At 38.6% G+C, this 14,860-nt stretch carries 15 protein-coding genes; 10 read left to right on the top strand and 5 right to left on the bottom strand.

Features of this window, described 5'->3' with window-relative positions; translation table 11 throughout:
• Positions 1 to 47 precede the first annotated feature (47 nt).
• On the top strand, positions 48 to 1,229 hold the full coding sequence (locus AO498_RS10160; RefSeq protein WP_067546906.1) for a helix-turn-helix domain-containing protein: 1,182 nt from the start codon (positions 48 to 50) through the stop codon (positions 1,227 to 1,229).
• 14 nt (positions 1,230 to 1,243) lie between these two features.
• On the opposite strand, the gene AO498_RS10155 is transcribed toward AO498_RS10160, so the two are convergent.
• Positions 1,244 to 2,239, bottom strand: coding sequence for an AraC family transcriptional regulator (locus AO498_RS10155; protein WP_148660220.1), 996 nt, complete (start codon positions 2,237 to 2,239; stop codon positions 1,244 to 1,246).
• Positions 2,240 to 2,506: 267 nt separating this feature from the next.
• Positions 2,507 to 3,514 (bottom strand): FAD:protein FMN transferase, encoded by a 1,008-nt coding sequence (locus tag AO498_RS10150; RefSeq protein WP_067546901.1) that lies wholly within the window; start codon positions 3,512 to 3,514, stop codon positions 2,507 to 2,509.
• Positions 3,515 to 3,608: 94 nt separating this feature from the next.
• Between AO498_RS10150 and AO498_RS10145 the strand changes: the two genes are divergently transcribed.
• The 9 genes from AO498_RS10145 (at position 3,609) to AO498_RS10105 (ending at position 11,989) form a co-directional block, all read left to right on the top strand.
• The gene (locus tag AO498_RS10145) at positions 3,609 to 4,724 is read left to right on the top strand and encodes a toxin-antitoxin system YwqK family antitoxin (protein WP_067546899.1); all 1,116 of its coding nucleotides are present in this window, start codon (positions 3,609 to 3,611) and stop codon (positions 4,722 to 4,724) included.
• Positions 4,725 to 4,855: 131 nt separating this feature from the next.
• Positions 4,856 to 5,797 carry a phosphoribosylaminoimidazolesuccinocarboxamide synthase gene (locus AO498_RS10140; RefSeq protein ID WP_067546896.1) on the top strand — a complete coding sequence of 314 codons (942 nt, stop codon included), beginning with the start codon at positions 4,856 to 4,858 and terminating at the stop codon, positions 5,795 to 5,797.
• 95 nt (positions 5,798 to 5,892) lie between these two features.
• The gene (locus AO498_RS10135; RefSeq protein WP_067546893.1) at positions 5,893 to 6,270 is read left to right on the top strand and encodes an STAS domain-containing protein; all 378 of its coding nucleotides are present in this window, start codon (positions 5,893 to 5,895) and stop codon (positions 6,268 to 6,270) included.
• A complete protein-coding gene (locus AO498_RS10130; RefSeq protein ID WP_067546890.1) occupies positions 6,267 to 7,211 on the top strand; it encodes a ribonuclease Z in 945 nt (314 codons plus the stop codon). Before AO498_RS10135 ends, AO498_RS10130 begins: the two co-directional genes overlap by 4 nt.
• A complete protein-coding gene (locus tag AO498_RS10125; RefSeq protein ID WP_067546887.1) occupies positions 7,192 to 7,986 on the top strand; it encodes a queuosine precursor transporter in 795 nt (264 codons plus the stop codon). The genes AO498_RS10130 and AO498_RS10125 overlap by 20 nt, the downstream gene beginning before the upstream one ends.
• A 204-nt stretch (positions 7,987 to 8,190) precedes the next feature.
• Positions 8,191 to 9,636: an amidohydrolase gene (locus tag AO498_RS10120; protein ID WP_067546884.1), complete on the top strand. Its 1,446-nt coding sequence runs from the start codon at positions 8,191 to 8,193 to the stop codon at positions 9,634 to 9,636.
• 104 nt (positions 9,637 to 9,740) lie between these two features.
• On the top strand, positions 9,741 to 10,571 hold the full coding sequence (locus AO498_RS10115) for a sialate O-acetylesterase (RefSeq protein ID WP_067546881.1): 831 nt from the start codon (positions 9,741 to 9,743) through the stop codon (positions 10,569 to 10,571).
• 101 nt (positions 10,572 to 10,672) lie between these two features.
• Entirely contained in the window at positions 10,673 to 11,491 is an 819-nt protein-coding gene (locus AO498_RS10110) for a sterol desaturase family protein (RefSeq protein ID WP_067546878.1), read from the top strand.
• A gap of 48 nt (positions 11,492 to 11,539) precedes the next feature.
• The gene (locus AO498_RS10105) at positions 11,540 to 11,989 is read left to right on the top strand and encodes a DUF4440 domain-containing protein (protein WP_067546875.1); all 450 of its coding nucleotides are present in this window, start codon (positions 11,540 to 11,542) and stop codon (positions 11,987 to 11,989) included.
• 35 nt (positions 11,990 to 12,024) lie between these two features.
• Here AO498_RS10105 and AO498_RS10100 read toward each other — a convergent pair whose 3' ends face one another.
• From AO498_RS10100 to AO498_RS10090, 3 genes are all read right to left on the bottom strand, one after another.
• Positions 12,025 to 13,692: a DUF6909 family protein gene (locus AO498_RS10100; RefSeq protein WP_067546872.1), complete on the bottom strand. Its 1,668-nt coding sequence runs from the start codon at positions 13,690 to 13,692 to the stop codon at positions 12,025 to 12,027.
• 89 nt (positions 13,693 to 13,781) lie between these two features.
• Positions 13,782 to 14,363, bottom strand: a complete 582-nt coding sequence (gene msrA, locus AO498_RS10095) for a peptide-methionine (S)-S-oxide reductase MsrA (RefSeq protein ID WP_067546869.1) — start codon at positions 14,361 to 14,363, stop codon at positions 13,782 to 13,784.
• 24 nt (positions 14,364 to 14,387) lie between these two features.
• Positions 14,388 to 14,645, bottom strand: coding sequence for a DUF3253 domain-containing protein (locus tag AO498_RS10090; protein ID WP_067546866.1), 258 nt, complete (start codon positions 14,643 to 14,645; stop codon positions 14,388 to 14,390).
• Between the last annotated feature and the right edge of the window lie 215 nt (positions 14,646 to 14,860).

Raw genomic sequence — 14,860 nt, 5'->3', positions numbered from 1 at the left:
ACCTTTACACGCCTTAATAAAAAAATGGTTAAATAAAATTCAATGGAATGACACCTGCACTTGATATCGTAAGCTTTATCTACATTGCTATGATGGCTATTTCAATTCTAGTTACCATCATTTTTACTTTTTTCAATTGGAAAAATGGCCTATTTGGAAGGCTTATGTCATTTACTTTACTTTTTATCACCTATGGTTTATTTACAAGTTTTAATGCTTCCCAAGGCTTTTTTGATTATTTACCGCATCTAGCAAGAACTGGATACTTGGTGTTATTTATAGTGACTCCCTTGCTTTATTTAAGTTTAAAAAATGGATTATTTAATATCCCTCTTGAAAAGAAGTATTTAAATCATTTTATACCAGCTTTAATCTATTTTATAAATTATATTCCATTTTTTATATTATCAAAAAATGAAAAAATACAAATTATAAACAGTAAGGATTTTTTAACCTTTAATGAAGGGTGGATTCTGCAAAAACACGTCGTGATCATTATGAGTGTTGGGCAAATTGTTTTTTACTTGATCCTTGCCACAAAAAACGTACTTCAACCTGCTTTAAAAAACGGACTTATTACTTCTGAAAAGAGGAAATTTGTTCTATTCTTTTATTCCTATCATTTTTTACTGCTATTGCCTCCTACTGCCACTATCACTTCATCATACATTGGCACCTATTCAGCTTCACCAATTATCCTAACCTACATTTCAAGCCAAATTATTTTTTTCTTGGCTTTACTTAGTCAACCAGCATTGATGTATCCACCTGTGTTGCGATCAAAAAAATTAGAAAAGGTTCATTCTGAAAAAAAACCAGTCGAAACAGAAAAAACCATGGGTGTTTTACCTCCACTCATTTTGAAAGAAGAGTTGAATGGCGTTTATGCGAATTTCTTAAACAGGATTGAATCGATATTTGAAGAAGAAAAGCCTTACTTACGTGACACGTTCAATCAAAACGATCTGACAACAAAACTGGGAATCTCAGGCTATCAAGTAAGGACCACCTTAAAAACAGCATTTGATGTCTCTTTTTCAGATTTTATAAACTACCATAGAATCAAATTTTTGGTAGAAAAACTTCATAAGGATCCAAAATGGAGAAACTTTACGATGCCAACTTTGGCCAACTCAATTGGATTCAAAAGCACAAATAGCCTCTATTTGGCTTTTAAAAAATTTGTTGGCAAAACACCTAAAGAATTTATTGACTTATTAGAAAATTGACTGTAGCCAAGTCCTTACGAGACTAGAAGCAAAGGGGATGTTAAATCGAAATTTTCATCCAAATACTCCCTGGGGGTGCAACCTTTTACCTTTTTGAAATGAGTGTAAAAATTATTGACGCTATTAAATCCGATCTCTAAGGAAATTTCATCGATCGTCATTTTACGTAGATCAGATTGACACATCAATATCTCTGTAAAATATTTAATCCGGTAATGGCTTACAAACTGGGAAAAATTTAACCCTGTATTCTGCTTGATTGCCTCACTAATATATCTACCGGTTAACCCCAAGCTCTTTTCTGCCATCGTTAACGAAAAATCAGGATTTAAATACGGTCTCTCACTTTCAAAATACAAGATCACCTTTTGATAGAGCTCCTCTGATTTTACAGTTCTAAGCAGATAATAATCAATTTCTTCTAATTCATTTTCTTGAGAAAGAAAAGTTCTTTTAGCATATAGAAAATCAGGAATTAAAAACATTCCAATCAAGACAAACAGAGCACTTACTAGACCAACTAAGTTTGTGAATGACCAAGAATCCATGACTTCTATTTCGAAAAAAGTTGTAAGGGATGGTAACAAGTTGGCTAGCAAAAAGAAAAAGGTAATTTTTAAGAACGTTACAAAAGAATCAGGAAGATTTCCGGATTCCCTATGACGAACCAACAGTAACCCAATCGCAATGGTGTAGAAGTAAAGTATTCCTTGGTCCAATAGGTCTGCAAGCTTTCCGTTTAAAAACAAACCATTATTCCAAGCCACATCATAGCCTTGGACATTCATCTTCTGTATCAGCGCTATCTTGAATGCCTCAGAACCGAAATAAATTGGTATAAAGTTGATCACAAAAAGGGCCGGAACTACTAAATGCAATGCATCCGAATACTTAAAAGCTCTCTGCTTGATACTAAAATAAACCACGAAAAATAGGATTGGCAATCCAATTTTTGAAGTTAAGTGATTAACAAATAAGAAATGTGGAAAGTCACCCATCAATTGATTCAAGTACAAATGAATCGTGATAAATCGAACACTTAGCAAAAACAATAAAAAGGATATCCCTTTATGAAGTATGCTCTTGGTGAAATTATTTCTTGAAAAAATCAAAAACGCTAAAAAAGAAAGCAATACAGTGGAAGAAGTTAGAACATAAATACCATAGCTTACTAAATCCAAAGTCGTTTATTGAATTATCCAATGACAAACTTAAAGAAGGTAGTCGGTTTTATCCAATATCCACCTAATAAAGTACAAAAAAATTTTGCCTGATTTTTAATCTCTTGGAAACCCAGAAGTAAACTGAAGCTCCAATTTTTCCTTTCCTCCCAATACAAACATCGCTTCAACACCTGGTAACCGTTCTGCGAGTTCTTTTGCTTTTTCTGGCCCCATAGCCATAAAAGCTGTGGCCAAGGCATCAGCCTCAGTTGCTGAATTTGCAAGTACTGAAACAGAAACCATCGTATGACTCACGGGATAGCCTGTCAAGGGATCCAATATATGTGGACGTCTGTTTCCATCCTCATCGATGTAGAACTTCCTATAATTGCCAGAACTACTTATGGCGCGTTGATTCAATTCTACTTTGGTCAAAAGGATATTTCCATTTCCAAGCTCCACTTGAACCGGATCCTCCACTCCGATGGTCCAAGTAGCGCCTCTGGAATTGATTCCTTTTGCTTTCATCTCCCCTCCTATTTCCACCATGTAATTTTGAATTCCATACTGATCCAAAACCTCAGCAAGCTTATCAATGGCATAGCCTTCGCCTAAACCGGTAATATCCAACTTCACGCCTTCCTTGGCTACTACAAATCCAGAATCGGTTTTAAGGATATTAGTAGAAAAACCTATTAAGGATTTCAAACTTTCCACCTTTGCAGAATCCATCTTTTCCTTTTCTTCAAATGAAAATCCCCATGCCTTGATTAATGGATAAAGTGTGGGTTCAAAATGACCCTCACTCAGCTGATAATATTTAGCTGTTGAATCCATCATTTCTAAAAAAGTAGCACTCGGCATCTTAATAACTCCAGCCGCATTAAATTCTGAAATTTCAGAATCTTGGATATAGGAATTAGAAGCTCGATTAATCAAAGCAAAAATGGAATCAAATGAGGGTTGCAAATCCTTTTCAATATCCTCAACTTGAATCCGATAATAGGTTCCGAAGATATCTCCCTCATAGACTCGATATTCCTTTGGATTTTCCTGACAGGAAAACAAAAAAACAAGTAAAATGATGATCAAACTTTCAGGAACAAATCTGCGAGTATGCATGAAGCTAAATTCTTGGGATGGAAAATTTTCCTTCAAAAATAGTCATTTGAATTCCTTGGACGTTAATTTTCCGAAAACTTAGCATCACCTGTTTATGCTCAACCTTTCTTTCTACACTGATTTCATTTCCAATAAATCAATTCTTTCATTTTCGTGGCTTTTTCTTCTCACCATCCTAGTTGGAAATTTCCAAATGGCAGCCGGGCAAGATACGATCAGAACATTCTACGATGATGATACTCTCTTGGTCAAAGAAGTATTGGTGAAAATCAATGGAAAGGCTCAAGGTCCTGTAAAACTTTTTGATCGTGAAGGGAAATTGATTCAGGTTGGCAACTTATTGAATGATCAGAAAAATGGGAAGTTTATTGATCTAGACCCCGAATCTGGAGATACTCTACGAATTATCACTTTTGAAAATAACCAACGTCAAGGTAAAGCAGTTGCATTTTACCCAGGAGGAAAAATCAGCCAAGAGTCTGAATTCATCAATAACCAATTGGAAGGGTGGGTAATTTCCTATTTTGAATCTGGACAAGTTAGTGATCGGGTACCATTCAAAGGGAATAAACCTAATGGCATAGCGGAGACATTTTTTCCAAATGGAAAATTGAAAACCAAAATTGAATTTTCATCAGGTCAATATGATGGACGTCAAGAAGAATTTGACGAATCCGGCCAGTTAATCCGAAAGGCCAACTATGAAAAAGGAATCTTGGACGGGGAAGAAATCCTTTACTTTCCTTCTGGAAAACTTCGAAGCTCAAGAGCCTACGATGCTGGTAATTTGGTCGGCTCTTACCATTCCTATTACGAAGATGGCTCCCCTGAACGAACTGGTTTTTACAAAAATGGAAATCCAGAGGGGGAATTGATGGAGTACTTTCCTTCAGGTGGGATTCGAATGAAGGCATTCTATACGAAAGGAATCCCAGTACAACCCACCGAATATTTCTACGAAAATGGCCGACTGAGGCTTCGAATCACTTTCGATCAAGGTGGTTATAAATTAAAGGAAGAAGCATTTTATGAAACTGGAAGTGCTTATTCCTTGGTAAATTTTAGCAAGGGCGTGGAAGAAGGAGAAACCAAACTCTATCATCCCAATGGTCAATTGAAAGAGTTGAGAAGATATAAGAAAGGCAAAATGGTAGGCAATAGAGATTTTTTCAATGAAGAGGGAGTATTGATCCGGACTGAAAAAAATTAAACTTTCACGAAATTACCTTCACTTTAAATAATTCAATCGTTAGACAAAAATCGAAGAAATAATTCCAAGAATTAAAGGTGATACTTCGCCTCGGGAAATAGCTTTTTCTATTTTTGTCCAAAATAAATTTCATGAGCAACGCAATCAAAGAAACCCAGTTTCAATTTCCCGATCAGGTTGGATTTTATAAAGGAAAAGTGCGGGACGTGTATATTTTTGAAAAGGAACTAGTAGTAGTGGCTTCGGATCGAATTTCTGCCTTTGATGTGGTTCTTCCCCGGCCTATTCCTTTTAAAGGTCAGGTTTTGAATCAAATTGCTGCAGGCTTCTTAAAAGCAACCTCTGATTTAGTCCCAAATTGGGTGACATCCACCCCAGATCCCAATGTAACCATAGGAAAGCGTTGTGAGCCTTTCAAGGTGGAAATGGTGATTCGAGGATATATGTCAGGACATGCCGCTCGAGAATACAAAGCAGGTAAGCGAATGCTTTGTGGAGTTCCTATGCCTGATGGTATGCGAGAAAATGATCCATTCCCCGAACCCATTATCACCCCTACCACCAAAGCTTCGGAAGGTCATGATGAAGATATTTCAAGAGAGGATATCTTAGCCAAAGGAATTGTTTCGGAAGAGGATTACCTCATTTTGGAAAAATATACTCGAGCGCTTTTCAAGAAAGGCCAAGAAATGGCTCAGGAGAAAGGATTAATTCTAGTAGATACCAAGTATGAATTCGGGAAATTTGGAGACCAAATTTTACTCATCGATGAAATCCATACCCCTGATTCTTCCAGATATTTCTATGCTGAGGGATATGACGAGAATCAAGCCAAGGGACTTCCCCAAAAGCAACTTTCCAAAGAATTTGTGAGACAATGGCTGATTGCCAATGGCTTCCAGGGAAAAGATGGACAAACTATTCCTGAGATGACAGATGAAATCGTGGAGAGCATTTCTGAGCGATATATCGAGCTTTATGAAAATATTATGGGTGAAAAATTTGTGAAAGGAGATATTCAAAATCTTGAATCCAGAATTGAAGGGGCTATCTTAGCCCATCTAGGGAAATAACCCTTCTGATCCTTCCAACCGTTATAGACCAATATTATGCGCCCAGGAAAAATTCAATAATAAATTCCTAGGCCTAAAAACAAAACAACTATCAGATGAAATACGCAATTGACAAAAAGGAACAATATGTAGTCTTCACTCCTATGGAGGAAAAAATTGACTCTTTGTTGGCTCCTGCCTTAAAATCAGAGCTTCTTACCATTCATGCAGAAGGTTTCCGGAATGTAGTTTTAGATATGAGTGGGGTAAAATATGTGGATTCAAGCGGATTAAGTGCTCTTCTTGTAGGTGATCGAGAATTTGGAAGAAATGGAGGAATCTTCATCATTTCAGCCGTTCAGGAACATGTGATGAAATTGCTTAAAATTTCCATGCTGGATAAAAAACTGAACCTTGTCAATAGCTTAGAAGAAGCTAGCGAAGCGATTTTCATGCACGAAATTGATGGAGGCGAAGAAGAGGAGGAAGCTTGATTCCTGAATTTGAGGTTACGATCCTCGGAAATACCTCTTCCATTCCTGTCCATGGAAGAAATCATACTGCCCAAGTCGTCAGATTTGGGCAGGAGTTTTTTTTACTGGATTGTGGAGAAGCGACACAAATACAAATGCGGAGGTTTAAAGTCAAATCCTCCAAAATCAACAAAATTTTTATTTCCCACCTTCATGGGGATCATTACTTGGGATTGATGGGGGTTTTGTCCAGCTTCAATTTGGCTAAACGGACCGCACCACTTACGATCTACGGACCTCAAGGGCTGGATGAAATCATCACCACCCAACTTAGGTGGAGCCACATTCAGCTTCATTACCCTCTGACATTTTTCCCCACCAATCCTGTTGCCTCTCAGATCCTATGGGAGTCTCCTTTCCTTGAAATAAGCAGCTTCCCTCTGTACCATCGAATTCCTACCACCGGATTTTTGATCAAAGAGAAAAAACGACTTAGAAGTCTGATCAAAGAAAAATTGGAAGGCCACTCAATTCCCATTGAGGCAATCCATTCCATGCGAAATGGACAAGACTTTACAGATTCAAATGGAAAAACCTACCTGATGGAAGAGTTTTGCCATCCCCAACCTTCTTTGAGGAGCTATGCGTTTTGCTCGGACACCCGCTTTGAACCACTTGTAGCTCAAGCAGTACTTGGCGTGGACTTGCTTTATCATGAATCCACGTTTTTAGAAGAAGATCGTCACAGGACCTTGACCACTTTTCACTGCACGGCCCGACAAGCTGCAGAAATTGCAATGCTTGGAAATGTAAAGAAGCTCCTCTTGGGTCACTTCTCCTCTAGGTATGCGCATCTGGAGAAAATGCAGGAAGAGGCTCAAACTATTTTCCCTAATTCTTATTTATCTGAAGAAGGACAAACCTACCCCATACCATCCAGCGATGAACGAACGACAGCATAGCCGAAAAACCAACCTTTTCATCATTTTAGGATCCATTTTCCTGACCAATGCTATTCTTGCTGAAATCATTGGTGTGAAAATATTCTCAGCCGAAAAAACACTTGGATTTCAACCTGTCAACTGGAATATTTTTGGGGAATATATCCTTGATTTCAACTTGACAGCAGGTGCAGTTATTTGGCCGATCGTTTTTATTACTACAGATATCATCAATGAATATTTTGGAAAAAAAGGCGTTCGAAAGATCAGTTTTATTACGGCTGGGCTGATCGCTTATATTTTCCTAATTATCACGATCGTCACCAAGTTGATTCCAGCAGACTTTTGGTTGGAAGTAAATGCCCAAACTCCTGATGGAGCATCTTTTAATATCAATTATGCCTTCAATACCATTTTCAGACAAGGCTTAGGAATCATTTTGGGTTCCTTAACTGCATTTTTATTGGGGCAATTGATTGATGTTTTTGTATTTCAAAAGCTTCGAGCTGTGACTGGGCCGAAAATGATCTGGCTTCGAGCTACAGGTTCCACGCTGGTTTCCCAATTCATCGATTCTTTTGTGGTTTTGGGAATCGCATTTTATGTATTTGGCAATTGGGAGCTTAGCCAAATTTTTGCCGTTGGCCTAATTAATTATGTGTACAAGTTTGGTGTGGCAATCCTGTTAACTCCACTCCTTTACCTTGGACATGGGGTAATTGACCGTTACTTGGGAAAAGAACTTGCAGATAAAATGGCGCATGAAGCCACTGAAGACAAATCTTTCCTTGGGTAAGAATTTCTGATTTCCTCAAGGTTGGCCAAAACCAAAATTCACCCATTCTTAAAAAATGGAGTCGCTTTGCATTTCATTTTCTTATCTTAAGGCACATTTCAATCCATCACCAACCAACGGGTAAGTTAATGTGAATGCCAATTTGATCCTCATTGGAAATAGAGTTGCTCGATTGATTTACTCAACCTAAAAAACCAAACAATTATGAAAATTCATTACCTCGCTTTGGGTTTGGTTTTGAGCACTTCACCTCTTTTTGCTCAAAAGAAAGCCCCAAAACCCAATCCACTTAAAGAATCTGTACAGCAAACGCTTGATGCTCGATACGCAGATCTCACGGGTCTAAGTGATCAAATCTGGGCTTTCGAAGAAATCGCATTTCAAGAATCACAATCTTCTGCCGCATTATCTGCTTATGCAGAATCACTTGGATTTAAAGTGACTAGTGGCGTAGGAGAAATCCCCACCGCATTCGTTGCTGAATACGGATCAGGTTCACCGATTATTGGTGTATTGGGAGAATTTGATGCATTGCCGGGCCTTTCCCAAAACAAAGTTCCATTTAAAAGCCCTCTCAATGAAGGTGCCCCAGGTCATGGATGTGGACATAATTTATTCGGAGTTGCCTCATTAGGTGCTGCTTCTGCGATCAAAGACCTTATTGCTGAAGGAAAACTTCAAGGTACAATCCGGTTTTATGGAACTCCTGCTGAAGAGAAATATTTCGGAAAATTATGGATGATCCGATCAGGAATCATGAATGATGTGGACGTAATGCTTGATTGGCACCCTGCAGATGAAACTAAAACAGAGGTTCAAAAAGGATTGGCCTTGGTAGATTTCATTGTGGAATTTACAGGTCAAGCCGCCCATGCTTCAGCTGATCCTTGGAATGGAAGATCTGCTTCTGATGCATTGGAATTATACACTTCGGGAATCAATTACTACAGAGAACACATCAAACCAACTGTTCGGATTCATTACCATATCCAAGATGGAGGACAAGTAGTGAATGTGGTTCCCGATTACAGCAGACTTTGGGTACGTGTGAGAGATACCAGCAGAGATGGATTAGTTCCAGTTTGGAAGCGAGTCGAAGAGATGGCAGAAGGTGCTGCAATCTTGGCAAATGTGGATTATAAAGTAACACTAGTCTCTGGCGTTCATGAAATTCTAGTAAATAGAAGGGGCTCTGAGGTGATGCAAAAAAACTTGGAAGCGCTAGGTCCAATTTCATACACCGAAGAGGAACAAGCCTTTGCGAAAAAGATTCAAGAAGCAACTGGAAAACCACAGATTGGAGTGATTTCAGAGATAAAACCATTAGAAGAAACCCAAGAACATAGCATGGGAGGAAGTACAGATGTCGGTGACGTCAGCTGGGTAGTCCCAACGATTCGAATGGGAGCTTCGACTGCTCCGAATGGAACTCCATGGCATTCTTGGGCTGTAGTAGCTTCCGGAGGAATGTCAATCGGGCATAAAGGAATGGGATACGCATCCAAAGCATTAGCTATGACAATGATTGATTTATTCCAAAGTGAAACATTGAGAAATGAAATAAAGGCTGAATTCAAGGCTAAAAAAGGTGACTATGTCTACAAAGGAATTATTCCAGACGGCCCTCCGCCTTTGAAATCAGGATATTGATTTTCGAATAAATTTAAAAACCACTTTCCTAAGCAAATCATTTAAGATCAGCTGAAGAAAGTGGTTTTTTTCTTTTGATATTCATTCAAATTAAAGATCATCTCATGTCTTTTAAATCTCTCATCCTTTTTTTGATCATCTCACTTGCGATTGGCCAGCAAGATCCAAGAACTGAATTTTTCCCAAAGCTGGAAGAGAGGCCGGAAGTAATTCCATCCAAAGAAAACTTATGGGTATTTATCCTCGCTGGTCAGTCCAATATGGCAGGACGAGGAAAAGTCGAACCTATGGATACTATTCCAGACCCACGGATTCTGACTATCAACAAAACCGGAGATTTGATACTTGCCAAAGAACCGCTTCACTTTTATGAACCTACACTGACTGGTTTAGATTGTGGACTTTCATTTGGAAAAGAACTGCTAAAATTTATTCCTGATAGCGTTTCAATTTTACTTCTTCCCACGGCAGTTGGTGGAAGTGCGATTCAGCAATGGATTGGCGATGAAACTTACAGGAATGTGCCTTTATTCTCCAATTTCAAAGAAAAAGTAACCATTGGGAAACAGCATGGAACCATCAAGGCAATCCTATGGCATCAAGGAGAAAGTGATGCGGCTTCACCGGAGACCATCGATATCTACGATAAGCAATTGGGGGTTTTATTCTCCAAGTTTAGAGTTGAGGTTGAAAATCCTACGCTAAGCATTTGCTTTGGACGATTAGGATCCTTTTCCAAAACCGATGAATCTTGGCAAAGCATTAATAGCAAAATGGAGAATTATCAAAAAACGGATCCCTTTTCCTATCTGATCCAAACCAAGGACTTGAACCATAAAGGCGACTTCATTCACTTCGATTCAGAAGGACAGCGCACCATGGGGGTACGCTTTGCCAAAGCTTATATACAGCGGGGATTTATCGTCGTGGAGTGAGTCGCTTGGGCCCTGAAAAGTGAAGGCTCTGAAGGGCTAAGTTCGCTTAGGAAGCATGGTTTAATTGATTTATATTCACTTCAAGTGAAAATAAGGGAATTATGGAACTGATAAACTTCATCCTAAGTATCGATCCAAACTATATTTTAATCGGCCTTTTAAGCCTTTTTTTCTTTTTAGAACAGGTAACTTCTAATCCTTATCCCTTCAAAAACAGAGGAAAGCATCTTTTCCAAAACCTCCTTTTCCAGCTTTCACTAACTCTTTTGAATTTGATTTTTCTTGGGATTCAACTGGGATGGATAAAATGGCTTAATGCACGTCAAATCGGCCTGTTGCAATTGATCGAGTTACCATTTTGGATAAAGCTGGTATTGGGAGTCGCTTTGTATGATTTAACTACCTATTGGATTCATCGAGCCTCACACAAAGTCCCCCTACTTTGGAGGTTACACCGCGTGCATCATAGCGACACTCATATGGATTCCACAACCACTTTTCGCTTTCATCCTTTGGAAATCATTTTTATTTATCAAACCGGAAATGTGATTACCGCCGCTATCTTCGGAACTGATATGACTTCTTTGGCACTTTATTACTTTATTGTATATATCTTTTTTTTCCTCGAGCATTCCAATTTGAACTATCCAAATTGGTTGAATCAATCACTTGGTCTACTATTTGTCATGCCTGATCACCATCGGGTCCATCACCATAAGGACCAACAATACACCGACTCCAATTTTGCGGATATTTTTATCCTTTGGGACAGAATTTTCAAAACATTTAAATATGTTCCTGTAAAAAAGACAGATCTTGGACTCAAGGAATTTGACTCTGAGGACAAGCAGACCTTTCTCTATTTGATGAAAAGCCCTTTTCTGACTATTCGAAAGAAGTCAGAAGGCTCCAATCGTTAAAATCTAATTTGCCTTTTTTTCAATCCTATTTCCAATCAAATAACCTGTATGAAAAACATATTAATCCTATTCGCTTTTCTTTTTTCTACTACTGCTTTTTCACAATCATCAGATCAGCTTCAGATAGAACAATTAATTCAAAATTCCTTTGATGAAATTTTTTCCAACTATGAAGTAGATAAGTTGATAGACTTTTACACGGAGGATTTTTTACTCCTTGAGCAGGGAGAAGTTTGGGACATGGCGATCATTAGAGATTATTTGACCAAAGCTAAAAATAACCTCAACCCTCCTACTCGAACCAATCGCTTTGAATTTATCAAAACCGACGTAGAAGGAGATCGGGCTTGGGTAGCCTATCACAATTATGCCACGATATCCCGAGACGGGCAGGTGCTGCGTGAAATTTACTGGTTGGAAAGTGCCACTGCTATTCGAACAACTAATGGATGGAGATTAGATATGCTACACTCCACTCGGGTCGATCAGGAAAAATAAAAATCCCAGACCTTTTGGGACTGGGACTTTTGAAATTATTTAAACAGCTTCTCTAAAATCTTGTAGGTGATGAGGTAAGTAGGTTTGACGCCATCCATGCCCAAGGCTCCTGAAGCTAGCGTACTACCTGTCTCCAGCGGATTGTCCGAAGCATAATACGCATAAAGAACCTTGACATTGGATCTGATATTTCCGCGAATTTTGGATGCAGACTGAATCGCCTTTTGGTAATGAGCTCCTTCCATTTCCAACCCAACGGCCTTCCATGAGGATTCCATAAAATAGGTAAGAATATCCCGATTCTGAAGAGATGTTCCGAGTACTGTAATCATTGGTCCTTGATACACACCAAGTCCATATCCTTCAAAATCTGATTTTTTCAACTCGTTTTTGAAAGGGTAATTATCAGCAGTACCTTCAAAGACATGAGCAGTTGGCACCATAAGATCTCCTTTACCCCCGTGAAGAATACCAGCCTTACCCATAATTGAGGTAGAAACCACCTGTATAGGATATTTCTTTCCCTCCTTGGTAAATGGTTTCAGCAATTCATCAAAACACTCGTAAGCTTGCTCGCCAAATGCGTAATCCATGACCACAAAAACGGGCCTTTTTTCTTTTTCTTTAGGGAGATTGATTCCCGGTAAAAGTGTGGATTTTTCCATCAAAGCTGTGTCAATAATTTGAGTTCCGATATTGGTACCGGACTCGTCGGGCAAGTCGAAAAATCCATTCTTTTCCGCATACTCTTGGATTTTTTTACCTGGATTATTTTTGGCTTTAAGAGAGATGTCCATAGCCACCTGTTCAATCTCTTCAAAGTTCTTCAATCCGAGAGCCTGATGCCCATAAATGGTATTGAGCACACTATGAAGATTTGCCGAAATAATATGGATAGGCCGTTGAATCAATCCTTTTTCCCAAAGTGTTTCTTTGATTCGATCAGCCCACAATTCCCCATAAACATGGTGACCAATTCGCTCTCTTAGGGTAGCAGAAAAACTAATTTCCCGGTCCATTTGAAGATTTTCTTCTTCCATGGAAAGTTTACCCAAATGATAGACTATAGAAAAAAGACTATTGCAATGCGTGCTGGATTGAAATTTTCTAACGGCATCCAGAGTCTCTTCAAACGTACGTCCAATTATATGACTCAAATAGGCGGAAACGCATTCAAGATCTAGCTCCTCTCCGAGTCTTTCTTTTTTAACAAACTCCTCAAGCATTGTCCAATTCGCAGAGATTTTACCCTTTGGATCCGTGCTATTCCGATGGATTTTCCTCGATTCGATATATAAAAAAGTCAAATGAGTAAGAATATCATAAATATCCGACCGACCTCGGGTCATCTCAACATACATGATTTGCTCATCCAATCGATAACAGTTTCGCTTTCGTTTCGGTGGCACAATCGGTTGAAGATGGGATGTTTCATAGCCTTCTCGGCTAATTAACCGCACGTACCGACATTCCTCGATTCCTTTGGGCAATCGCTCCATCACGTAAAGCAATCCATCCAATTCTATTTTTTCATGATCCGTTAATGACCCATAAATTTCCGGACTTAAAGTCATCAAAGCTTGAATCAATCCCTCCCCCGAAACCCCCATAGGTTTATAACTTCCCCTATTAAACAAGTGGCGCATTGTAATATACAATCGCTCGATGGCTGCTCTTGATTCTTGTGCTTTTGTTCTCTTCATGGATTTACTAAAAGGTTAAATTCAGCAAAAATAGCATTAATAGCTCAAACTGGCAATTTCTTAAAGACAAACCCTACTTGTCAATAAACTCAGTTTTTTAGCTTGGATTGGAAATAAGTCTTGAGTTTATCGACTTTTGGTCTTACTACAAACTGGCAATAGGGCTGCATTCCATTTTCATTGAAATAATTTTGGTGATAATCTTCTGCCTCATAAAAGTTTGAAAATGGAGTAATTTCAGTGACAACAGGAGAGTCAAAAACGGCCTTTTGATTCAATTCCAATTTAAGCTTCCTCGCTAAATCTGCTTGGTCTTCTGAGAAATAAAAAATGGAAGATCTGTACTGTGGCCCAACATCAGCACCTTGGCGATTAACAGTCGTGGGATCATGAGTTGCCCAAAACACTTCTAAAATTTCAGCTAAACTGATCAATTGAGGGTTGTAAAAAACAGCAACTACTTCAGCATGTCCGGTAGTACCAGTACAAATCTGGCGATAGGTGGGATTAGGGATAATTCCACCAGCATAGCCAGATATGACCTTTTCAACTCCATTTAATCGCTGAAAAACTGCCTCTGTGCACCAAAAACATCCTGCACCTAATACTATCGCTTCTTGATTTATTGGGATTTCAAATTGTGTTTTTGGTAAGTGATTTGGGTCTTGCATGTGAATATTTTTATAGGCTCAACTCTATTTAAGTGAATTTGGTTGCTTTGGGCAGGTTATCCGAACTGGGCCTGAAGGAAGGTTATTTGGATCAATGGGAAGTCCTTTTTTTGTTACAACAATGAGTCCTTCCTGATACATTTCCATCATAACCAATTGGATATCTTTCATAAAATAGCGCCAATCAACGGGATACATTTGGCGGACCACCTCCGAGGGACAGAAGGAATTGGACCGCCTTCTACGACAAAAATCTAAAATTGCTATTCTTAAAACTTCCATGAATCATCAACTCAGGCCTTGCTAAACCAGTTTTATCAATTAACTCTCATTAGGGAATTTAAATAGATTGAAATATTTAAACTTTCAAAAGAGCCTAAGGTATACCTCAATATGGTGAAATAACGACAATTTTGAAGTTCAATTTACCTTCTCTCAAAAATCTTAATCCGAAAATCACTTATTCCTCAAAAATTAAAATTTAATTAAATCATGTT

The organism is Algoriphagus sanaruensis (genome assembly GCF_001593605.1).
Lineage (GTDB): Bacteria > Bacteroidota > Bacteroidia > Cytophagales > Cyclobacteriaceae > Algoriphagus > Algoriphagus sanaruensis.
Note: the sequence above shows the minus strand (reverse complement) of the source record. Positions and strands in the feature narration are given on the sequence as shown.